The organism is Enterobacter cloacae complex sp. P1B (genome assembly GCF_014982345.1).
Taxonomy (GTDB): Bacteria; Pseudomonadota; Gammaproteobacteria; order Enterobacterales; family Enterobacteriaceae; genus Enterobacter; species Enterobacter bugandensis.
The window spans coordinates 53,025-72,749 of sequence record NZ_JADCLF010000006.1 but is presented as its reverse complement, the minus strand read 5'-3'; the positions used below and the strand labels follow the sequence as shown (position 1 = coordinate 72,749).

The 19,725-nt window shown below is 57.5% G+C and carries 21 protein-coding genes; 17 read left to right on the top strand and 4 right to left on the bottom strand.

Going from position 1 to position 19,725, the window contains the following annotated elements; translation table 11 throughout:
* Positions 1 to 40 precede the first annotated feature (40 nt).
* Complete coding sequence (queE, locus tag INF77_RS05040) at positions 41 to 712, top strand: 7-carboxy-7-deazaguanine synthase QueE (protein WP_028014249.1); 672 nt, start codon at positions 41 to 43, stop codon at positions 710 to 712.
* A 28-nt stretch (positions 713 to 740) separates the two neighbouring features.
* Here queE and queD read toward each other — a convergent pair whose 3' ends face one another.
* On the bottom strand, positions 741 to 1,103 hold the full coding sequence (queD, locus tag INF77_RS05035) for a 6-carboxytetrahydropterin synthase QueD (protein ID WP_003862700.1): 363 nt from the start codon (positions 1,101 to 1,103) through the stop codon (positions 741 to 743).
* A 306-nt stretch (positions 1,104 to 1,409) separates the two neighbouring features.
* Between queD and cysJ the strand changes: the two genes are divergently transcribed.
* The 3 genes from cysJ to cysH are packed head-to-tail and all read left to right on the top strand — an operon-like array spanning position 1,410 to position 5,677.
* Complete coding sequence (gene cysJ, locus INF77_RS05030; protein ID WP_193532041.1) at positions 1,410 to 3,215, top strand: NADPH-dependent assimilatory sulfite reductase flavoprotein subunit; 1,806 nt, start codon at positions 1,410 to 1,412, stop codon at positions 3,213 to 3,215.
* Entirely contained in the window at positions 3,215 to 4,927 is a 1,713-nt protein-coding gene (gene cysI, locus INF77_RS05025) for an assimilatory sulfite reductase (NADPH) hemoprotein subunit (RefSeq protein ID WP_045261277.1), read from the top strand. Before cysJ ends, cysI begins: the two co-directional genes overlap by 1 nt.
* Positions 4,928 to 4,942: 15 nt before the next feature.
* Positions 4,943 to 5,677, top strand: coding sequence for a phosphoadenosine phosphosulfate reductase (gene cysH / locus INF77_RS05020; RefSeq protein WP_008499616.1), 735 nt, complete (start codon positions 4,943 to 4,945; stop codon positions 5,675 to 5,677).
* 71 nt (positions 5,678 to 5,748) lie between these two features.
* Here cysH and INF77_RS05015 read toward each other — a convergent pair whose 3' ends face one another.
* Positions 5,749 to 6,792: an aminopeptidase gene (locus INF77_RS05015; RefSeq protein ID WP_028014245.1), complete on the bottom strand. Its 1,044-nt coding sequence runs from the start codon at positions 6,790 to 6,792 to the stop codon at positions 5,749 to 5,751.
* A gap of 246 nt (positions 6,793 to 7,038) precedes the next feature.
* Between INF77_RS05015 and cysG the strand changes: the two genes are divergently transcribed.
* The 13 genes from cysG to rpoS all read left to right on the top strand — a co-directional run bounded on the left by cysG (position 7,039) and on the right by rpoS (position 18,031).
* Positions 7,039 to 8,388, top strand: coding sequence for a siroheme synthase CysG (gene cysG / locus INF77_RS05010; protein ID WP_193532116.1), 1,350 nt, complete (start codon positions 7,039 to 7,041; stop codon positions 8,386 to 8,388).
* A 9-nt stretch (positions 8,389 to 8,397) separates the two neighbouring features.
* Positions 8,398 to 9,306, top strand: coding sequence for a sulfate adenylyltransferase subunit CysD (gene cysD, locus INF77_RS05005; RefSeq protein WP_008499613.1), 909 nt, complete (start codon positions 8,398 to 8,400; stop codon positions 9,304 to 9,306).
* A 9-nt stretch (positions 9,307 to 9,315) separates the two neighbouring features.
* Entirely contained in the window at positions 9,316 to 10,740 is a 1,425-nt protein-coding gene (gene cysN / locus INF77_RS05000) for a sulfate adenylyltransferase subunit CysN (RefSeq protein WP_193532040.1), read from the top strand.
* Entirely contained in the window at positions 10,740 to 11,345 is a 606-nt protein-coding gene (gene cysC, locus INF77_RS04995) for an adenylyl-sulfate kinase (RefSeq protein WP_028014242.1), read from the top strand. The genes cysN and cysC overlap by 1 nt, the downstream gene beginning before the upstream one ends.
* Before the next feature lie 58 nt (positions 11,346 to 11,403).
* Positions 11,404 to 11,730 carry a DUF3561 family protein gene (locus INF77_RS04990; protein WP_028014241.1) on the top strand — a complete coding sequence of 109 codons (327 nt, stop codon included), beginning with the start codon at positions 11,404 to 11,406 and terminating at the stop codon, positions 11,728 to 11,730.
* Between the two features lie 79 nt (positions 11,731 to 11,809).
* Complete coding sequence (gene ftsB / locus INF77_RS04985) at positions 11,810 to 12,121, top strand: cell division protein FtsB (protein ID WP_003862095.1); 312 nt, start codon at positions 11,810 to 11,812, stop codon at positions 12,119 to 12,121.
* Between the two features lie 19 nt (positions 12,122 to 12,140).
* Positions 12,141 to 12,851 carry a 2-C-methyl-D-erythritol 4-phosphate cytidylyltransferase gene (gene ispD / locus INF77_RS04980; RefSeq protein WP_028014240.1) on the top strand — a complete coding sequence of 237 codons (711 nt, stop codon included), beginning with the start codon at positions 12,141 to 12,143 and terminating at the stop codon, positions 12,849 to 12,851.
* Positions 12,851 to 13,330 carry a 2-C-methyl-D-erythritol 2,4-cyclodiphosphate synthase gene (ispF, locus tag INF77_RS04975; protein WP_048959481.1) on the top strand — a complete coding sequence of 160 codons (480 nt, stop codon included), beginning with the start codon at positions 12,851 to 12,853 and terminating at the stop codon, positions 13,328 to 13,330. Before ispD ends, ispF begins: the two co-directional genes overlap by 1 nt.
* Complete coding sequence (gene truD, locus INF77_RS04970) at positions 13,327 to 14,376, top strand: tRNA pseudouridine(13) synthase TruD (protein WP_045261236.1); 1,050 nt, start codon at positions 13,327 to 13,329, stop codon at positions 14,374 to 14,376. Before ispF ends, truD begins: the two co-directional genes overlap by 4 nt.
* A complete protein-coding gene (gene surE / locus INF77_RS04965; RefSeq protein WP_041908434.1) occupies positions 14,357 to 15,118 on the top strand; it encodes a 5'/3'-nucleotidase SurE in 762 nt (253 codons plus the stop codon). The genes truD and surE overlap by 20 nt, the downstream gene beginning before the upstream one ends.
* Positions 15,112 to 15,738, top strand: a complete 627-nt coding sequence (locus INF77_RS04960) for a protein-L-isoaspartate(D-aspartate) O-methyltransferase (RefSeq protein WP_028014237.1) — start codon at positions 15,112 to 15,114, stop codon at positions 15,736 to 15,738. Before surE ends, INF77_RS04960 begins: the two co-directional genes overlap by 7 nt.
* Before the next feature lie 116 nt (positions 15,739 to 15,854).
* On the top strand, positions 15,855 to 16,979 hold the full coding sequence (gene nlpD, locus INF77_RS04955; RefSeq protein ID WP_041908436.1) for a murein hydrolase activator NlpD: 1,125 nt from the start codon (positions 15,855 to 15,857) through the stop codon (positions 16,977 to 16,979).
* Positions 16,980 to 17,038: 59 nt separating this feature from the next.
* Complete coding sequence (gene rpoS / locus INF77_RS04950) at positions 17,039 to 18,031, top strand: RNA polymerase sigma factor RpoS (protein WP_013098493.1); 993 nt, start codon at positions 17,039 to 17,041, stop codon at positions 18,029 to 18,031.
* 51 nt (positions 18,032 to 18,082) lie between these two features.
* On the opposite strand, the gene INF77_RS04945 is transcribed toward rpoS, so the two are convergent.
* The gene (locus tag INF77_RS04945) at positions 18,083 to 18,460 is read right to left on the bottom strand and encodes a DUF4440 domain-containing protein (protein ID WP_163332821.1); all 378 of its coding nucleotides are present in this window, start codon (positions 18,458 to 18,460) and stop codon (positions 18,083 to 18,085) included.
* Positions 18,457 to 19,659, bottom strand: a complete 1,203-nt coding sequence (locus tag INF77_RS04940) for an MFS transporter (protein ID WP_193532039.1) — start codon at positions 19,657 to 19,659, stop codon at positions 18,457 to 18,459. Before INF77_RS04940 ends, INF77_RS04945 begins: the two co-directional genes overlap by 4 nt.
* Positions 19,660 to 19,725 lie beyond the last annotated feature (66 nt).

Sequence of the window (19,725 nt, the reverse complement as noted above, 5' to 3'; positions counted from 1 at the left end):
TCTGCGATACTTATCGTTTATCCCCTTTACTGAGATGACTATGCAGTACCCGATTAACGAGATGTTCCAGACCCTGCAAGGCGAGGGTTACTTTACCGGCGTTCCCGCTATCTTTATTCGTTTACAGGGATGCCCGGTTGGCTGTGCCTGGTGTGATACCAAACATACGTGGGATAAGCTCGCAGATCGGGAAGTGTCGCTGTTTAGCATTCTGGCGAAAACCAAAGAGAGCGATAAGTGGGGCGCGGGCAGTGCAGAAGACCTGCTGGCCATTATTGGTCGCCAGGGCTGGACGGCTCGCCACGTCGTCATCACCGGCGGCGAACCCTGCATTCACGATCTGACGCCGCTGACCGAGCTGCTCGAAAAGAACGGCTACAGCTGCCAGATTGAGACCAGCGGCACCCATGAAGTGCGCTGTTCACACACCACCTGGGTGACGGTATCGCCAAAAGTGAATATGCGTGGCGGGTATGACGTGCTGTCTCAGGCGCTGGAGCGCGCGGATGAAATTAAGCATCCGGTAGGACGCGTACGTGATATCGAAGCGCTGGATGAACTGCTGGCGACGCTGACGGACGAGAAGCAGCGGGTAATCGCCCTGCAGCCGATCAGCCAGAAAGAGGATGCGACGCGCCTGTGCATTGAAACCTGCATTGCGCGCAACTGGCGCCTGTCGATGCAGACGCACAAGTATCTGAATATTGCCTAGAAAAAAGCCCGGTTTTGCCGGGCTTTTTTTACTCTCCGCGATACACGCAGCCTGCCGTGCAGGTTTCTTTGATCATCACCGCGCTCAGCAGCGGTACCAGCGGCTTCATCTGATCCCAGATCCATTTTGCCAGCACTTCGCTGGTCGGGTTTTCCAGACCCGGAATATCGTTGAGATAGTAGTGATCCAGACGATCGTAGGTCGGCTTAAACGCGGCCTTCAGCTCGGCAAAGTCCATGATCCAACCGGTATGCGGATCAACTTCACCGGTGATCTCAAGACGCACCATAAACGAATGCCCGTGTAGGCGGCCGCATTTATGTCCTGCAGGAACGTGCGGAAGGTGGTGGGCGGCTTCGAAGGTGAAATCTTTAAACAGTGTGGTGGACATGATCGCTCTCAGTAATGCGGAAAAAACCGCCGCATAGTACCGGAAAGCACAATTTTTAGCATTAACTAAAACGGCTCTGAACGGTGAACGCCCGGTATTCAGGGTGATTATTGGTTTTTATTCTTTTATTTCAAATGGTTATTCAATCGTTTTTATCGCTAAGAACGATAACTAAAACAGGTTAGTCCATTTGGTTATTTATTATTTCCATCCCTTCTTTAATTGTTATTATCCACGCCGTTAACCTTATCTTCAGTTTGGATTTATTCGCTTAAAGTCCGCTTGGCTACTGGAACATAACGACGCATGACAACACAGGCCCCACCTTCAAATTTGCTTCCCCTTAACCCGGAGCAACTGGCGCGCCTTCAGGCTGCCACCTCTGATTTTTCTCCCACTCAGCTTGCCTGGGTCTCCGGTTATTTCTGGGGAATGCTCAATCAGCAGCCTGGCGCTGTGGCTGGCGCACCGGCAACGGCCGTGGAAATTCCTGCCATTACGCTGATTAGCGCCTCGCAGACGGGCAACGCCCGCCGCGTGGCCGAAGCGCTGCGTGATGATCTGCTGGCCGCCAAACTGAACGTGAACCTGGTCAACGCCGGGGATTATAAATTCAAACAAATCGCGTCAGAAAAACTGCTGGTGATGGTCGCCTCGACCCAGGGTGAAGGTGAACCCGCTGAAGAAGCGGTGGCGCTGCATAAGTTCCTGTTCTCGAAAAAAGCGCCGAAGCTGAACGGCACGGCGTTTGCCGTCTTTGGCCTGGGCGATACCTCCTATGAATTCTTCTGCCAGTCCGGTAAAGACTTCGACAGCAAGCTGGCGGAGCTGGGCGCGGAGCGCCTGCTGGACCGCGTGGACGCGGATGTGGAATACCAGACTGCCGCCGCTGAATGGCGTGCGCGCATCGTTGAGGTATTGAAAGCCCGCGTCCCGAAAGAGACGCCAGCACAGGCCGCGGTGACCGCTGCGGGCACCATCAATGAGATCCACACCAGCCCGTACACCAAAGAGTCGCCGCTGACGGCGAGCCTGTCGGTGAACCAGAAAATTACGGGCCGCGACTCGGAAAAAGACGTGCGCCATATTGAAATCGATCTTGGCGACTCCGGCCTGCGCTATCAGCCTGGCGATGCGCTGGGCGTCTGGTATCAGAACGATCCGGCGCTGGTGAAAGAGCTGGTGGAACTGCTGTGGCTGAAGGGTGACGAGCCCGTCACCGTTGACGGCAAAACCCAGCCACTTTCAGAGGCGCTGCAGTGGCATTTCGAGCTGACGGTGAACACCCCGAATATCGTCGAGAATTATGCCACCCTAACGCGCAGCGAATCCCTGCTGCCGCTGGTGGGCGACAAAGCGAAGCTGCAGCATTACGCCGCGACGACGCCGATTGTCGATATGGTGCGTTTCTCTCCGGCACAGCTGGATGCCGATGCGCTGATCGGTCTGCTGCGTCCGCTGACCCCACGCCTGTACTCTATCGCCTCTTCCCAGGCGGAAGTGGAAAGCGAAGTTCACGTTACCGTCGGCGTGGTGCGCTATGACATCGAAGGCCGCGCCCGCGCGGGTGGGGCATCAAGCTTCCTGGCGGACCGCGTGGAAGAAGAGGGCGAGGTGCGCGTCTTTATCGAGCACAACGACAACTTCCGCCTGCCGGCGAACCCGGAGACCCCGGTGATCATGATTGGCCCGGGCACCGGCATCGCGCCGTTCCGCGCCTTTATGCAGCAGCGTGCCGCGGACGACGCGCCGGGTAAAAACTGGCTGTTCTTCGGCAACCCGCACTTTACCGAAGATTTCCTCTACCAGGTTGAGTGGCAGCGCTACGTCAAAGAGGGCGTACTGACCCGCATCGATCTGGCCTGGTCCCGCGATCAGAAAGAAAAAGTATACGTACAAGACAAACTGCGCGAACAGGGCGCAGAGCTGTGGCGCTGGATCAATGACGGTGCCCACATTTATGTCTGCGGCGACGCCAATCGCATGGCGAAAGACGTTGAGCAGGCACTGCTGGAAGTGATTGCCGAATTCGGCGGTATGGATGCCGAAGCGGCGGATGAATTTTTAAGTGAGCTGCGCGTTGAGCGCCGTTATCAGCGAGATGTCTACTAATGAGCGAAAAACATCCAGGGCCACTGGTGGTCGAAGGTAAACTGACAGACGCCGAGCGCATGAAGCTGGAAAGCAACTATCTGCGCGGCACCATTGCTGAAGATCTGAATGACGGCCTGACCGGCGGTTTCAAAGGCGACAACTTCCTGCTGATCCGTTTCCACGGCATGTATCAGCAGGACGACCGCGATATCCGCGCCGAGCGCGCAGAACAGAAGCTGGAGCCGCGTCACGCGATGCTGCTGCGCTGCCGCCTGCCGGGTGGAGTGATCACCACCAAACAGTGGCAGGCGATCGACAAATTTGCGGGTGAAAACACGATTTATGGCAGCATCCGCCTGACCAACCGTCAGACCTTCCAGTTCCACGGGATTCTGAAGAAGAACGTGAAGCCGGTGCACCAGATGCTGCACTCCGTGGGTCTGGACGCGCTGGCGACCGCCAACGACATGAACCGTAACGTGCTCTGCACCTCGAACCCGTACGAGTCCGAGCTGCACGCCGAAGCGTATGAGTGGGCGAAGAAAATTTCCGAGCACCTGCTGCCGCGTACCCGCGCCTATGCGGAGATCTGGCTCGATCAGGAGAAAGTCGCCACCACCGACGAAGAACCGATCCTCGGTCAGACCTACCTGCCGCGTAAGTTCAAAACCACGGTGGTGATCCCGCCGCAGAACGACATCGATCTGCACGCCAACGACATGAACTTCGTGGCGATTGCCGAAAACGGCAAGCTGATTGGCTTTAACCTGCTGGTGGGCGGCGGCCTGTCTATTGAGCACGGTAACAAGAAAACCTACGCCCGCACCGCGAGCGAGTTCGGCTTCCTGCCGCTGGAGCACACGCTGGCCGTGGCGGAAGCGGTAGTGACCACCCAGCGCGACTGGGGTAACCGTACCGACCGTAAAAACGCGAAAACCAAGTACACTCTGGAGCGCGTGGGCGTTGAAACGTTCAAAGAGGAAGTGGAGCGTCGTGCGGGGATCAAATTTGAGCCGATCCGCCCTTACGAATTCACCGGTCGCGGCGATCGCATCGGCTGGGTGAAAGGCATCGACAATAACTGGCACCTGACACTGTTCATTGAAAATGGCCGTATTCTGGATTATCCGGGCCGCCCGCTGAAAACCGGTCTGCTGGAAATCGCGAAGATCCACAAAGGCGAGTTCCGTATCACCGCTAACCAGAACCTGATCGTCGCCAGCGTGCCGGAAAGCGAAAAGGCGAAAATTGAGGAACTGGCGCGCGAGCACGGGTTGATGAATGCGGTGAAGCCACAGCGTGAAAACTCGATGGCCTGCGTGTCGTTCCCGACCTGTCCGCTGGCGATGGCCGAAGCCGAGCGTTTCCTGCCGTCATTCACCGACAAAGTGGAAGCGATTCTGGAAAAACACGGTATTCCGGACGAGCATATTGTTATGCGCGTGACGGGCTGCCCGAACGGCTGCGGTCGCGCGATGCTTGCCGAGCTGGGACTGGTGGGGAAAGCGCCGGGTCGTTATAACCTGCACCTGGGCGGTAACCGTATCGGCACGCGTATTCCACGCATGTTCCGCGAGAACATCACCGAGCCGGAAATTCTTGATTCCATCGACGAGCTTGTCGGGCGCTGGGCGAAAGAGCGCGAAGCGGGTGAAGGCTTCGGCGACTTTACGGTTCGTGCGGGCATCATTCGCCCGGTGCTCGATCCCGCCAGGGATTTCTGGGAGTAACCACGAGAGGTAATTATGTCCGTACTCGATCTAAACGCCCTTAATGACCTGCCAAAAGTCGAACGCATTCTGGCCCTGGCAGAAACTAACGCCCACCTTGAAAAGCTGGACGCCGAAGGGCGCGTGGCGTGGGCGCTGGAAAACCTGCCGGGAGAGTATGTGCTCTCGTCGAGCTTTGGTATTCAGGCGGCTGTGAGCCTGCATCTGGTGAATCAGATCCGTCCGGACATACCGGTGATCCTCACCGATACCGGCTACCTGTTCCCGGAAACCTACCAGTTTATCGACGAGCTGACGGACAAGCTCAGGCTGAACCTTAAAGTCTACCGCGCAACGGAAAGCGCGGCCTGGCAGGAGGCGCGCTACGGCAAGCTGTGGGAGCAGGGCGTTGAGGGCATTGAAAAATACAATGAGATCAACAAAGTTGAGCCGATGAATCGGGCGCTGAAAGAGCTGAACGCCCAGACGTGGTTTGCCGGCCTGCGCCGCGAGCAGTCCGGGAGCCGCGCAACCTTACCGGTACTGGCGGTACAGCGCGGCGTGTTCAAAGTGCTGCCGATTATCGACTGGGATAACCGCACGGTGTATCAGTACCTGCAAAAACACGGGCTCAAGTACCATCCGCTGTGGGATCAGGGCTACCTGTCCGTGGGCGACACCCACACCACGCGCAAATGGGAGCCGGGAATGGCGGAAGAAGAGACGCGATTCTTCGGGCTGAAGCGCGAGTGCGGGCTGCACGAAGGGTGATCCTTTATCCTCCCTCTCCCACAGGGAGAGGGTTGGGGTGAGGGCATCAGGCCCCGCTATACTTAAAAACCTCAGGCTTTGCCCGCTTTCGCCAGCTCCTTCACCAGCGGCAGCATCACTTTCACCACGTCGCGGCTGCGGTGTTCAATCCGCTGCGGCAGCGTTTTATCAATGTGCTGCTGATTATCCAGCCGCACGTCATGCCAGCTGGTCCCGTCCGGGAACGCTTTCGATTTAGCGCGCTGCTGATAGCCATCCTTTTTGCCCAGCGCCCAGTTCGTCGCCTCGACGTACAGCACCGGAATGCCTGCCTTATCAAACACTTCCCCGTCGTTACAACAGCCAGTGCCTTTTGGATAATCCGGGTTACCGCCTGGGTTTGTTGCGGCATAGACGCCATGCGTACGGGCAAGCGCCAGCGCACGGTCGCGGGTGAGTTTACGCACGCTGCTCGGCGTGCTCTGTCCACTATTAAAATAGAGCTTATCGCCCACGATCAGGTTATCTAGGTTAATCACCAGCAGCGTATTTTTCTTCTCCTCAGCGCTCATCCGTTTAAGGAGATTCTCAGCGCCGAGTTTTCCTTCTTCTTCGCCGCTGGTCGCCACAAAGCGAATACCGTATTTCGTCGGAATATTTTTAAGGCGTTCAGCCAGTTCAAGCATCACACCGAGACCCGCTGCGTTATCGTCCATGCCCTGCAGCGTCAGTCCCCCGAGGTTATTATCAATATCGGCGTCGCTCATTGGCGCATAGGTATCTAGGTGCGCCATGATAATAATCTGCTCAGCTGCTTTCCCCTCATGCGCCGCAATCACCGTGCTGCCGGTCACATTATGCCAGTTCTGCGTTTTATTGCGTGAGGTATAGATGTAGCGGCTGTGAAACGAGCGTATGTCACTCTGGTAGCCCATCTGTGCAAACTGCTGGCGAATATAGTCGGCGGAGAGCATCTCCGCGGGTGAACCGGTCATGCGGCCGGGGAAAACCGTCGCAATATGTCGCGCCTGCATAGTGGCGATTTCACCATAAGGTTGATTTTTTGCCTGAGCCGGAAGGATAAAGCAAACGCCGAGCGCCAGGGCAGCAATACGGTGGCGCGTTGCGGAAAACATAGTGAGTCCTTAAAAACAGAGCAAAATAATAACGTGCATAGTATGAAACTGTGATCGTCCATACACAATTTGAATTGCTCTTAAATGCCCGAAATTTCGCGTGTTAAGCATTTTTTGGTATTTGCTTTTTCACGGCGTTATTCCATTGAGTAACTACTCATTCCAATTCGTAATTTCATTCGATCTAAGCCGCCCCCTATAGTCCCTCTATTCCTCGTTGTTAGTGAGTTGTTGCCTGTGGACTATCTGCCCCTTTTTGCCGCCTTAAAAGACCGACCGGTACTGGTTGTCGGCACGGGAGAAATTGCCGATCGCAAAATCGCGTTTTTGCAGCGCGCAGGGGCACAGGTGCGGGTTGTTGAAGAGGCGGATTTCGACGAGTCACAGATCGACAGCGTGGTGCTGGTGATTGCGGCGACTGAAAATCGGGAACTTAACCGGCGGGTCTCCGACGCGGCCCAGGCCCGTTACCGTCTGGTGAACGTGGTGGACGACCAGCCTTTATGCTCGTTTATCTTCCCGTCGATCGTTGACCGCTCGCCGCTGCTGGTGGCGATCTCCTCCGGCGGCACCGCGCCGGTGCTGGCGCGCGTGCTGCGGGAAAAGATCGAAGCGCTGCTGCCGACCAGCCTCGGGCGCATGGCGGAGAAAGCCAGCTACTGGCGCAACCATTTAAAAAACCGCCTGACCAGCGTGACGGAACGCCGTCGCTTCTGGGAGCGCGTATTTCGCGGCCGCTTTGCCAGCCTGATGCAGGCGGGCAATGAGACGGCGGCGCAGAAAATTCTCGAAGACGAACTGGATAACCCCGGCAGAACGGGCGGGGAAATTATTCTGGTGGGAGCCGGGCCGGGGGATGCCGGTTTACTGACGCTGCGCGGCCTGCAGGTTCTGCAGGATGCGGACGTGGTGTTCTACGACCACCTGGTCACCGATGGCGTGCGCGAGCTGATCCGTCGCGATGCGGAGCAAATCTGCGTCGGCAAACGGGCGGGGGAACACTCCGTGCCGCAGCACGATACCAACCAGATGCTGATTGACGCCGCGAAAGCGGGCAAAACCGTGGTGCGCCTGAAAGGGGGCGACCCGTTCATTTTCGGTCGCGGCGGTGAAGAACTGCAGGCGGCAGCCGAGGCTGGCGTGCCGTTCCAGGTGGTGCCCGGCATCACGGCGGCGTCAGCCGTGACGGCCTACGCCGGCATTCCGCTGACCCATCGCGATTACGCCCAGAGCGTCACCTTTGTGACCGGGCACTATAAAGCCGACAGCACGCCGTTCGACTGGTCGCACCTCGCCCAGAGCCGACAAACGCTGGCGATATACATGGGCACGATGAAGGCTGCGGACATCAGCGAACAGCTTATTCAGCACGGTCGCGAGGCGACGACGCCCGTTGCCGTCATTTCTCGCGGTACGCGCGTCGATCAGCATGTCGCTATCGGCACATTACAAGACCTTGCAACCCTGGCGAAAGACGCCCCGATGCCTGCCCTGATCGTGGTGGGAGAGGTGGTGCAGCTGCACAGCACCCTCGCCTGGTTCCAACACACAACCGATACAGAAGGCTTTGGTTCTTCTGTTGTAAATTTGGCTTAAGGAACGGTTATGGACCAAAAACGACTTACTCATCTGCGGCAGCTCGAAGCGGAAAGTATCCATATTATCCGCGAAGTGGCCGCCGAGTTCTCTAACCCGGTGATGATGTACTCCATCGGTAAAGATTCCAGCGTCATGCTGCACCTGGCGCGTAAAGCGTTTTATCCGGGCACGCTGCCGTTCCCGCTGCTGCACGTGGATACCGGCTGGAAATTCCGCGAAATGTACGAATTCCGCGACCGTACCGCCAAAGCCTACGGCTGCGAGCTGCTGGTGCACAAAAATCCGGAAGGGGTGGCGATGGGCATTAACCCGTTCGTCCACGGCAGCGCCAAGCATACCGACATCATGAAAACCGAAGGGCTGAAGCAGGCGCTGAACAAGTACGGTTTTGACGCGGCCTTCGGCGGCGCGCGGCGTGACGAAGAAAAGTCCCGCGCCAAAGAGCGAATCTACTCCTTCCGCGACCGCTTCCATCGCTGGGATCCGAAAAACCAGCGCCCGGAGCTGTGGCACAACTACAACGGCCAGATCAACAAGGGCGAAAGCATTCGCGTCTTCCCGCTCTCTAACTGGACCGAGCTGGATATCTGGCAGTACATCTATCTTGAAAACATCGAGATTGTTCCGCTGTACCTGGCCGCCGAGCGCCCGGTGCTGGAGCGCGACGGCATGCTGATGATGATTGACGACGATCGTATCGACCTGCAGCCGGGTGAAGTGATCAAAAAACAGATGGTCCGTTTCCGTACCCTCGGCTGCTGGCCGCTGACCGGCGCGGTGGAATCGAACGCGCAGACGCTGCCGGAGATCATCGAAGAGATGCTGGTGTCCACCACCAGCGAGCGACAGGGGCGCGTGATTGACCGCGACCAGGCAGGCTCCATGGAGCTGAAGAAACGTCAGGGTTATTTCTAAGGAGCCGCCATGAACACCACTATTGCTCAACAAATTGCCAACGAAGGCGGCGTGGAAGCGTATCTGCACGCCCAACAACATAAAAGCCTGCTGCGCTTTCTGACCTGCGGCAGCGTGGATGACGGGAAAAGTACCCTTATTGGCCGCCTGCTGCACGACACGCGCCAGATTTATGAAGATCAGCTCTCTTCCCTGCATAACGACAGCAAGCGTCACGGCACCCAGGGCGAAAAACTTGACCTGGCGCTGCTGGTGGACGGCCTGCAGGCGGAGCGCGAGCAGGGCATCACTATTGACGTGGCCTATCGCTATTTCTCCACCGAGAAGCGCAAGTTTATTATCGCCGACACCCCGGGGCACGAGCAGTACACCCGCAATATGGCGACCGGCGCATCCACCTGCGATCTGGCGATCCTGCTGATGGACGCCCGTAAAGGCGTGCTGGATCAAACCCGTCGCCACAGCTTTATCTCCACTTTGCTGGGGATCAAGCACCTGGTGGTGGCGGTCAACAAGATGGATCTGGTGAACTTCAGCGAAGAAAAATTCGAGGAGATCCGCCAGAGCTACCTGACCTTTGCCGAACAGCTGCCGGGCAACCTGGATATTCGCTTTGTGCCGCTCTCGGCGCTGGAAGGGGATAACGTCGCCTCCCAGAGCGCGAACATGCCGTGGTACAGCGGCCCGACGCTGCTGGAAGTGCTCGAAACCGTTGAAATTCAGCGCGTGGTCGACACTCAGCCAATGCGCTTCCCGGTGCAGTACGTGAACCGTCCAAACCTCGATTTCCGCGGCTTCTCCGGCACTATTGCTTCCGGTTCCGTGAAGGTGGGGCAGCGCGTTAAGGTACTGCCATCCGGCGTGGAGTCAGCAATTGCGCGTATCGTGACCTTCGACGGCGATCTGCCTGAGGCCGGTGCGGGGGAAGCGGTCACGCTGGTGCTGAAAGACGAAATTGATATCAGCCGCGGTGACCTGCTGGTCGACGCGCAGGAGACGCTGGCGGCGGTGCAGGGCGCTTCCGTGGACGTGGTGTGGATGGCCGAACAGCCGCTGACCGCAGGCCAGAGCTACGACATCAAAATTGCCGGGAAGAAAACCCGTGCCCGCGTGGACGGCATTCAGTTCCAGGTGGACATCAACAACCTGACCCACCGTGATGTGAGCGAGCTGCCACTGAACGGCATCGGTCTGGTCGATCTGACCTTTGACGAGCCGCTGGTGCTGGATCCGTATCAGCAGAACCCGGTGACGGGCGGGCTGATCTTTATTGACCGCCTGACCAACGTTACCGTCGGCGCGGGCATGGTGCGCAAGCCTAACGCGCAGGCGAGCGTGACCTCTGAGTTCAGCGCGTTTGAGCTGGAGCTGAACGCGCTGGTGCGTAAGCACTTCCCGCACTGGGGCGCACGCGATCTGTTGGGAGGCAAGTAATGGCCGCCCATGATGAGAACGTCGTCTGGCATCCTCATCCGGTCACCGTCGCCCAGCGCGAACAGCTTCACGGCCACCGTGGGGTGGTGCTGTGGTTTACCGGGCTGTCTGGCTCCGGTAAATCCACGGTGGCGGGCGCGCTGGAAGAGGCGCTGCATCAGCAGGGAGTAAGTACCTACCTGCTGGATGGCGACAACGTGCGTCACGGCCTGTGCAGCGATTTGGGGTTCAGCGACGACGACCGCAAAGAGAACATTCGCCGGGTGGGCGAAGTCGCCAGCCTGATGGCAGACGCCGGGCTGGTGGTGCTGACGGCGTTTATCTCGCCACACCGCGCAGAGCGCCAGATGGTGCGCGAGCGCGTGGGTCAGGATCGCTTTATCGAAGTGTTTGTCGATACGCCGCTGGAGATCTGCGAAGCGCGCGATCCGAAAGGGCTGTACAAAAAAGCGCGTGCCGGCGAGCTGCGAAACTTCACCGGAATTGACTCGGTTTACGAAGCGCCTGAATCGCCTGAGATTCACCTGGAAGGTCAACAATTGGTAACAAATTTAGTAAGCCAATTATTAGACCTGCTCAGACGGGACGATATTATCAGATCCTGAGGCGGTATCGTTCGGGAGCTGTCTTCCCGAACGATGAGTCACGGTCACAGGATTAGCTATGCGCAACAGTGAAAACTACATTATCACCACCGGGTCGGAACCGTTAACCACCGACAATGAGACGACCTGGTCCTTCCCTGGGGCGATAGTCGGCTTTGCGTCGTGGTTACTGGCGCTGGGTATCCCGTTTTTGATCTACGGTGGTAACACCCTTTTCTTCTTTCTCTACACCTGGCCCTTCTTCCTGGCGCTGATGCCCGTTGCGGTCGTTGTCGGGGTTGCGCTGCACTCCCTTTTCAACGGCAAGCTCCTGTACAGTACGGTTATCACGATTGCCACTGTTGTCGTCATCTTTGGCCTGCTGTTTTTATGGCTGATGGGCTAACTTGCGACATAATTAAAACCCCGCAGTAGAGTCGAACGGAAAGTTATGGGATGATGATGCCGTTTTTTCAGGGGGCAGGATGGGTAAACTAACGCTGCTGTTGCTGGCTTTGCTGGTCTGGCTGCAATATTCGTTGTGGTTCGGTAAGAACGGGCTGCACGACTACAGCCGGGTGAGCGATGACGTCGCGGCTCAGCAGGCAACAAATGCCAAACTTAAGGCGCGTAACGATCAACTCTTTGCTGAAATTGATGACCTCAATGGCGGCCAGGAGGCGATTGAGGAGCGCGCACGCAATGAACTCAGTATGACTAAGCCGGGCGAAACCTTTTATCGTCTGGTTCCGGATGCGTCTAAACGCAATCAGGGCTCAGCACAAAACAATCGATAATCAGGCCCAGGATTACGACATGGCAGCAACTTTTTCGGACGTATGTGCCGTGGTGCCGGCCGCAGGTTTTGGCCGGCGCATGCAGACAGAATGTCCCAAGCAGTACCTCTCAATTGGCGATAAAACGATCCTTGAGCACGCCGTGGCGGCGCTGCTGGCGCACCCGCGGGTGACGCACGTGGTCATCGCCATCAGTCCCGGCGATGCCCGCTTTGCGCAGTTGCCGCTGGCAAACCACCCACAGATTACCGTCGTTGATGGCGGCGCCGAGCGCGCCGATTCCGTGCTGGCGGGCATTCAGGCTGCCGGAAGCGCCCAGTGGGTGCTGGTCCATGACGCGGCACGTCCGTGCCTGCATCAGGACGACCTGGCACGCCTGCTGGCGCTGAGCGAAACCAGTAAAGTGGGCGGCATTCTGGCCGCGCCGGTGCGCGACACCATGAAGCGTGCCGAGCCGGGTAAGCGTGCTATCGCCCACACCGTTGAGCGCGTCGACTTATGGCACGCGCTGACGCCGCAATTTTTCCCCCGCGAACTGCTCCACGACTGCTTAACGCGTGCCCTTAATGAAGGCGCGACCATCACGGACGAAGCCTCCGCGCTGGAGTATTGCGGTTTTCACCCCACGCTTGTTGAAGGGCGCGCTGATAATATAAAAGTGACGCGCCCGGAAGATTTACAGCTCGCGGAATTTTATCTTACCCGTTCGACCCATCAGGAGAAGGCATAATGCGAATTGGACACGGTTTTGATGTACACGCCTTTGGCGGAGAAGGCCCAATTATCATTGGCGGCGTACGTATTCCTTACGAAAAAGGGCTGCTGGCGCATTCTGATGGCGACGTGGCGCTGCATGCGCTGACCGACGCGCTGCTCGGCGCTGCCGCGCTGGGTGATATTGGCAAGCTGTTCCCGGACACCGACCCGGCCTTTAAAGGGGCGGACAGCCGCGAATTGCTGCGCGAAGCGTGGCGCCGTATTCAGGCGAAAGGTTACACCCTCGGCAACGTCGACGTGACGATTATTGCCCAGGCCCCGAAAATGCTGCCGCACATTCCGCAGATGCGCGTATTTATCGCTGAAGATCTGGGCTGCCATATGGACGACGTCAACGTCAAAGCCACCACCACGGAGAAGCTGGGCTTTACCGGTCGTGGCGAAGGGATTGCCTGTGAAGCCGTGGCGCTGCTGGTGAAGGCGGTAAAATGACGGACTTCGATAATCTGACATACCTGCACGGCAAGCCGCAGGGGAACGGGGTGCTGAAAGCCAGCCCGGAAGATTTCCTCGTGGTGGAGGATCTGGGCTTTGAGCCCGATGGCGAAGGCGAACATATCCTGGTGCGTATTCTGAAAAACGGCTGCAACACCCGCTTTGTGGCCGACGCGCTGGCAAAATTCCTCAAAATTCACGCCCGGGAAGTGAGCTTTGCCGGGCAGAAAGATAAACACGCCGTCACCGAGCAGTGGCTCTGCGCCCGCGTACCCGGCAATGCGATGCCTGATTTAAGCAAATTTGAGCTTGAAGGCTGTAAGGTGCTGGAGTACGCCCGCCACAAGCGCAAGCTGCGCCTGGGGGCGTTGAAAGGCAACGCGTTTACGCTGGTGCTGCGCGAAGTGACTAACCGTGAAGACGTTGAAAAACGTCTCAACGCCATTAATGAACGCGGCGTTCCGAACTACTTTGGCGCGCAGCGCTTTGGCATTGGCGGCAGCAACCTGCAGGGCGCGCTGCGCTGGGCGCAAAGCGATGCGCCGGTGCGCGACAGGAATAAACGCAGTTTTTGGTTGTCGGCGGCCCGCAGCGCGTTGTTTAATCAGATTGTGAGCGAAAGGCTGAAAAAACCGGACGCGAATCAAGTTGTTGTTGGCGATGCGCTACAATTAGCGGGACGCGGAAGCTGGTTTGTGGCAACGGCCGAAGAAATGGCCGATGTGCAGTCGCGCGTGGATGCCAAAGCGCTGATGATTACCGCAGCTTTGCCGGGCTCAGGCGACTGGGGCACCCAGGGCGACGCGTTGAGCGCTGAGCAGTCCGCCGTGGCGGATGCGCCGGAATTACAATCCTTGCTGGTGCGGGAAAAAGTCGAAGCAGCGCGCCGCGCGATGCTGCTCTATCCGCAGCAGTTAAGCTGGAACTGGTGGGATGACGTGACCGTCGAGTTACGCTTCTGGCTGCCGGCAGGTAGCTTTGCCACCAGTGTTGTCAGGGAACTAATCAACACCTCGGGTGATTATGCGAATATTGCTGAGTAACGATGACGGGATCCACGCGCCGGGCATTCAGACCCTGGCGAAGCACCTCCGTGAATTTGCGGATGTGCAGGTCGTGGCCCCCGATCGTAACCGCAGTGGAGCGTCTAACTCACTGACGCTGGAGTCGTCGCTTCGCACCTTTACCTTTGAAAATGGCGATATTGCCGTGCAGATGGGCACGCCGACGGACTGCGTGTTTCTGGGCGTGAACGCGCTGATGCGCCCGCGTCCGGATATCGTCGTCTCCGGCATTAACGCCGGGCCGAACCTCGGCGATGACGTGATTTACTCCGGAACGGTAGCGGCGGCAATGGAAGGGCGCCATCTGGGGTTCCCGGCGCTGGCGGTCTCGTTAAACGGCCACACGCACTACGATACCGCCGCCGCGGTAACCTGCTCGATCCTGCGGGCGCTAGGCCGCGAGCCGCTGCGTACCGGGCGCATTCTCAACATCAACGTGCCGGATCTTCCTCTCAATGAAATTAAGGGCATTCGCGTTACGCGCTGCGGAAGCCGGCATCCGGCCGATCAGGTGATCCCGCAGCAGGATCCTCGCGGCAACACCCTTTACTGGATCGGGCCTCCTGGCGATAAGTGCGATGCGGGTCCGGACACCGACTTTGCCGCCGTGGATGATGGCTATGTCTCGGTCACTCCGCTGCACGTAGATTTAACCGCGTATAGCGCGCATGATGTGGTGTCGGGCTGGCTGGATCGCGCAGGAGTGAACGCGCAATGGTAAGCAAACGTGTACAAACTCTTCTGGAACAACTTCGCGCACAGGGGATCCGCGACGAGCACGTGCTTGAAGCGCTCGCTCAGGTCCCGCGTGAGAAATTTGTAGACGAGGCGTTTGAACACAAAGCGTGGGAAAACGTAGCGCTGCCCATCGGGCAAGGCCAGACGATTTCGCAGCCTTATATGGTGGCGCGGATGACGGAGCTGCTGGAGCTCACGCCCGACTCACGCGTGCTGGAGATTGGCACCGGGTCGGGGTATCAGACCGCCATCCTGGCGCATCTGGTACACCATGTCTGTTCCGTAGAGCGGATCAAAGGTTTGCAATGGCAGGCGCGTCGTCGCCTGAAACAACTTGATTTACATAATGTTTCGACACGACACGGTGATGGATGGCAGGGTTGGCAGGCTCGCGCCCCGTTTGACGCTATCATCGTGACGGCGGCTCCGCCTGAAATTCCCGCAGCGCTCTTGTCGCAGCTGGATGAGGGGGGCATTCTTGTTCTGCCTGTCGGGGACGAGCAGCAGCTATTAAAGCGCGTTCGTCGGCGCGGCGGCGAGTATATTATTGACACCGTGGAAGCCGTGCGCTTTGTGCCTCTGGTAAAGGGGGAGTTGGCCTGAGACTCGGATTTATCCAGGGTTATTAAGGCAAATTCAGCGTATGGTGTGGCGCGAAAGATTCGTGTCATCACGGTAAATTTTAAGTCACTGGTAGTTAACACATTCCTGGGGGATAAATGAGCGCGGGAAGCCCTAAATTCACCATCAGCCGTGTTGCGGCATTATCACTGGTTTCGCTCTGGCTGGCAGGCTGTACAAGTTCCAACAACGCGCCTGCGCCCGTCAGTTCCGTCGGGGGAAACAGCGGCTCCGGTAACACGTCCAGCGGAATGTTAATCACGCCTCCGCCTAAAATGGGTACTGCTGCGCCGCAGCAAACACCACAAATTCAGCCTGTGCAACATCCTGTTACACAGCCAACGCAGATTCAGCCAGTTGAACAGCCTGTTCAGACCCAAAATGGCCGCATAGTCTATAACCGCCAGTATGGGAACATTCCGAAAGGCAGCTATACCGGCGGCAGCACCTATACCGTGAAGCGCGGCGATACGCTGTTCTACATTGCCTGGATCACCGGGAACGATTTCCGTGACCTCGCGCAGCGCAATAACGTCCAGGCCCCGTATGCTCTGGAAGTTGGCCAAACGCTCCAGGTGGGCAACGCAACGGGTACGCCACTGACGCCTGGCAATACGGTTTCAGCGGCCGATGTGACGGCTCAAAATAACAGCGTTAAGCCTGCACAAAAATCCACCACGGTGGTTGCTTCACAACCTGTAATTACGTATTCTGAGGATTCAGGTGATCAGACTGCTAACAAAATGTTGCCGAATAATAAAGGGACTGCGACTGTTGTCACAGCACCGACCACGGCACCTGTGGTTAGCTCTACTGAACCGACTGCAAGCAGTCAGAATGCCAGTTCGTCCATCACCGCATGGCGCTGGCCAACCGACGGCAAGATTATCGAGAACTTCGCAACCTCTGAGGGTGGGAACAAAGGGATCGATATCGCAGGCAGTAAAGGACAGGCTATCATCGCGACCGCAGACGGACGCGTTGTGTATGCCGGTAACGCGCTGCGCGGTTACGGTAATCTGATTATCATCAAACATAACGATGATTACCTGAGTGCCTACGCCCATAACGACACAATGCTGGTCCGGGAACAACAAGAAGTTAAGGCGGGGCAAAAAATCGCTACCATGGGTAGCACCGGAACCAGTTCTACACGCTTGCATTTTGAAATTCGTTACAAGGGGAAATCCGTAAACCCGCTGCAGTACTTGCCGCAGCGATAAATTGACGGGGCATGCCAGCCAGGGTGTCTCGTTCAGGGATCACGGGTAGGAGCCACCTTATGAGTCAGAATACGCTGAAAGTTCATGATTTAAATGAAGACGCGGAATTTGATGAGAACGGAGCAGAGGCTTTTGACGAAAAAGCCTTAGTAGAAGAGGAACCCAGTGATAACGATTTGGCTGAAGAAGAGCTGTTATCGCAGGGCGCCACACAGCGTGTACTGGACGCGACTCAGCTTTACCTTGGGGAGATTGGTTACTCCCCACTGCTAACGGCCGAAGAAGAAGTCTATTTCGCACGTCGTGCTTTGCGTGGTGATGTTGCCTCGCGTCGTCGCATGATCGAAAGTAACCTGCGACTGGTCGTGAAAATTGCCCGCCGTTACGGCAATCGTGGTCTGGCTCTGCTGGATCTGATTGAAGAGGGCAACTTAGGTCTCATCCGCGCAGTTGAGAAGTTTGACCCGGAACGCGGGTTCCGTTTCTCAACCTACGCGACCTGGTGGATTCGTCAGACCATCGAACGGGCTATTATGAACCAGACCCGTACGATCCGACTGCCGATCCACATCGTCAAAGAGTTGAACGTCTATCTGCGTACCGCGCGCGAGTTGTCCCATAAACTGGACCACGAGCCAAGCGCAGAAGAAATTGCCGAACAACTCGACAAACCGGTTGATGACGTAAGCCGTATGCTGCGTCTCAACGAGCGCATTACCTCGGTTGACACCCCGCTGGGTGGCGACTCCGAAAAAGCGCTGCTGGACATCCTGGCCGATGAAAAAGACAACGGCCCGGAAGACACCACGCAGGACGATGACATGAAGCAGAGCATCGTCAAATGGCTGTTCGAACTGAACGCCAAACAGCGTGAAGTGCTGGCACGTCGTTTCGGTTTACTGGGGTATGAAGCTGCGACACTGGAAGACGTCGGCCGCGAAATTGGCCTGACCCGTGAACGTGTTCGTCAGATTCAGGTAGAAGGTCTGCGCCGCCTGCGTGAAATTCTGCAGGGGCAAGGTCTGAATATCGAAGCGCTGTTCCGCGAATAAGCATCCTTTCGTCAAAAAGGCCCGTCGTGAGACGGGCCTTTTTCTTTTGTGCTACGGCTGGGCCGTTTCGTGCAGCAGACGCCATGTAATCCCGCCGCCTTCCTGATTAAGCACCGCGGTTGACCAGCGCACGTTGACGGGCAGATCCGGCCGGGTTTGCGTTTCCCGGTAGTGCAGTACCGCGCCACGATCCCAGCGCTCGATCGTGGATAATTCGTCAATGACGATCTTCAGTCCGGGGCGGCTTCCTCGCTGACTGTGCAGAAAGCCCACAAGGCCGTGATAGTCGATATGAACGCCACCCGGTGGGATCATCAGAAAATCTGGCCGGAAACGGGCGAGCAGGGCGTCGGAGTCGCCTTCGCCTTTGCCTAACCAGTTTTCAAGCGCAATGTGGAGGTCGATAATGTCGTGTTCAAAAGGCGTCATGAATTCTCCTGTCGCAGCTGGGCGAGCACCTGCGTATTGTTAAGTCGGAAAACGTACAGTACAGGCAATAGGGTCATGCCTGCGGCAAAAAGAAACATTCCGTGCCAGGCAGCGAGCGGCGCCAGATAACTCTGCGCCAGACTCAGCACCTCTGCCAGCAGCAGGGCACCGGCAAAAAAGCTCAACTGACGATTGAGATTCCACAGCGCGCTGGCATCCGGCATCTCTTCCCTGCGCGTTGTCAGAAAAGCGCTGCTCTGAGCGGTACTGCTGCACAGGCTTCCCCCCGCGCCCATCAGGGTAAACGCAACGACAGGAAGCAGCGTAGCCGAACTGACGTTAAGCAAAAGCAGAATGCCCGTCGCCTGCAGCAGGCAGCCGATAACAATCAGCGGCTGTGGGCCGATACGGTTAAAATAGCGTCCCGTCGCCGTGATGGCGATAAACGATGCCACGGACCACGGCAGCATGAGCATACCCGTTGCGGCTGGGCTCATGTTCGCCTCGTGCTGAAGATAAAACATGCCCGTAACGTTTACCCCGATAAATACGCCAGGAACGCATACATAGACAAGCATGGCAAAACGCAAAAGCGGGTCCGCGAGCAACCGCAGGTTGAGCAGCCTGGCCGCTTTCATCGCGGGTATTTCATGTTTAAGCCACAGGCAGGCCAACACAAAGGTCACGATGGCCACCGGAAGCGTCGCGAAAAATATCCACCGCCAGCTTAGCATCTGCACCAGCAGGCCCCCAATAGCGGGGGAGCAGGCGGGAGCAAGCAGCGCGACCAGCATGACCGCCGAGGAGAGTCTGGCTCGCTCGTGAGGCTGAAACAGTTGCCAGGTCAGCGCCTGTCCGACGGGGATCAGTAAGCCACCGCCGATGCCCTGCAGCACGCGCCAGGCGATCAGACTTTCCAGCGTTGCAGACAAGCCTGCCGCAGCAGAAGCCGCGCTGAACAGAAAAAGCGAGATCAGGATGACCCGTTTTGGTCCGAAGCGGCGCGTGAGCATGCTGCTGAACGGGATCGCCAGCGTCAGGCCGGCAATGTACCCGTTACTGACCCAGGCAAGCGCTGAAGGCGTGGCGTTAAGAGCTTGCGCCATCGCCGGAAAAGCGACGCTGGCAATAAACATGTTGATCAAATCAAGAAAAAAGCCCAGCAGATAGACAGCGGCGACTTTGCTGCGATACGTCATGGTGGATCCTCCCGTGAGGTGGCGTATCGTATCGACCCCGGAAGCACGGATAAACCTGACAAAGCG

Bases quoted from the DNA above. Each gene is read 5' to 3' on its own strand.
- cysN (WP_193532040.1), top strand. From the start codon at position 9,316: ATGAACACCACTATTGCTCAACAAATTGCCAACGAAGGCGGCGTGGAA.
- ispD (WP_028014240.1), top strand. From the start codon at position 12,141: ATGGCAGCAACTTTTTCGGACGTATGTGCCGTGGTGCCGGCCGCAGGT.
- INF77_RS04945 (WP_163332821.1), bottom strand. From the start codon at position 18,460: ATGACGCCTTTTGAACACGACATTATCGACCTCCACATTGCGCTTGAA.
- cysJ (WP_193532041.1), top strand. From the start codon at position 1,410: ATGACAACACAGGCCCCACCTTCAAATTTGCTTCCCCTTAACCCGGAG.
- INF77_RS04940 (WP_193532039.1), bottom strand. From the start codon at position 19,659: ATGACGTATCGCAGCAAAGTCGCCGCTGTCTATCTGCTGGGCTTTTTT.
- surE (WP_041908434.1), top strand. From the start codon at position 14,357: ATGCGAATATTGCTGAGTAACGATGACGGGATCCACGCGCCGGGCATT.
- cysD (WP_008499613.1), top strand. From the start codon at position 8,398: ATGGACCAAAAACGACTTACTCATCTGCGGCAGCTCGAAGCGGAAAGT.
- INF77_RS05015 (WP_028014245.1), bottom strand. From the start codon at position 6,792: ATGTTTTCCGCAACGCGCCACCGTATTGCTGCCCTGGCGCTCGGCGTT.
- INF77_RS04990 (WP_028014241.1), top strand. From the start codon at position 11,404: ATGCGCAACAGTGAAAACTACATTATCACCACCGGGTCGGAACCGTTA.
- INF77_RS04960 (WP_028014237.1), top strand. From the start codon at position 15,112: ATGGTAAGCAAACGTGTACAAACTCTTCTGGAACAACTTCGCGCACAG.
- cysC (WP_028014242.1), top strand. From the start codon at position 10,740: ATGGCCGCCCATGATGAGAACGTCGTCTGGCATCCTCATCCGGTCACC.
- ispF (WP_048959481.1), top strand. From the start codon at position 12,851: ATGCGAATTGGACACGGTTTTGATGTACACGCCTTTGGCGGAGAAGGC.
- truD (WP_045261236.1), top strand. From the start codon at position 13,327: ATGACGGACTTCGATAATCTGACATACCTGCACGGCAAGCCGCAGGGG.
- rpoS (WP_013098493.1), top strand. From the start codon at position 17,039: ATGAGTCAGAATACGCTGAAAGTTCATGATTTAAATGAAGACGCGGAA.
- queD (WP_003862700.1), bottom strand. From the start codon at position 1,103: ATGTCCACCACACTGTTTAAAGATTTCACCTTCGAAGCCGCCCACCAC.
- cysI (WP_045261277.1), top strand. From the start codon at position 3,215: ATGAGCGAAAAACATCCAGGGCCACTGGTGGTCGAAGGTAAACTGACA.
- cysH (WP_008499616.1), top strand. From the start codon at position 4,943: ATGTCCGTACTCGATCTAAACGCCCTTAATGACCTGCCAAAAGTCGAA.
- queE (WP_028014249.1), top strand. From the start codon at position 41: ATGCAGTACCCGATTAACGAGATGTTCCAGACCCTGCAAGGCGAGGGT.
- ftsB (WP_003862095.1), top strand. From the start codon at position 11,810: ATGGGTAAACTAACGCTGCTGTTGCTGGCTTTGCTGGTCTGGCTGCAA.
- nlpD (WP_041908436.1), top strand. From the start codon at position 15,855: ATGAGCGCGGGAAGCCCTAAATTCACCATCAGCCGTGTTGCGGCATTA.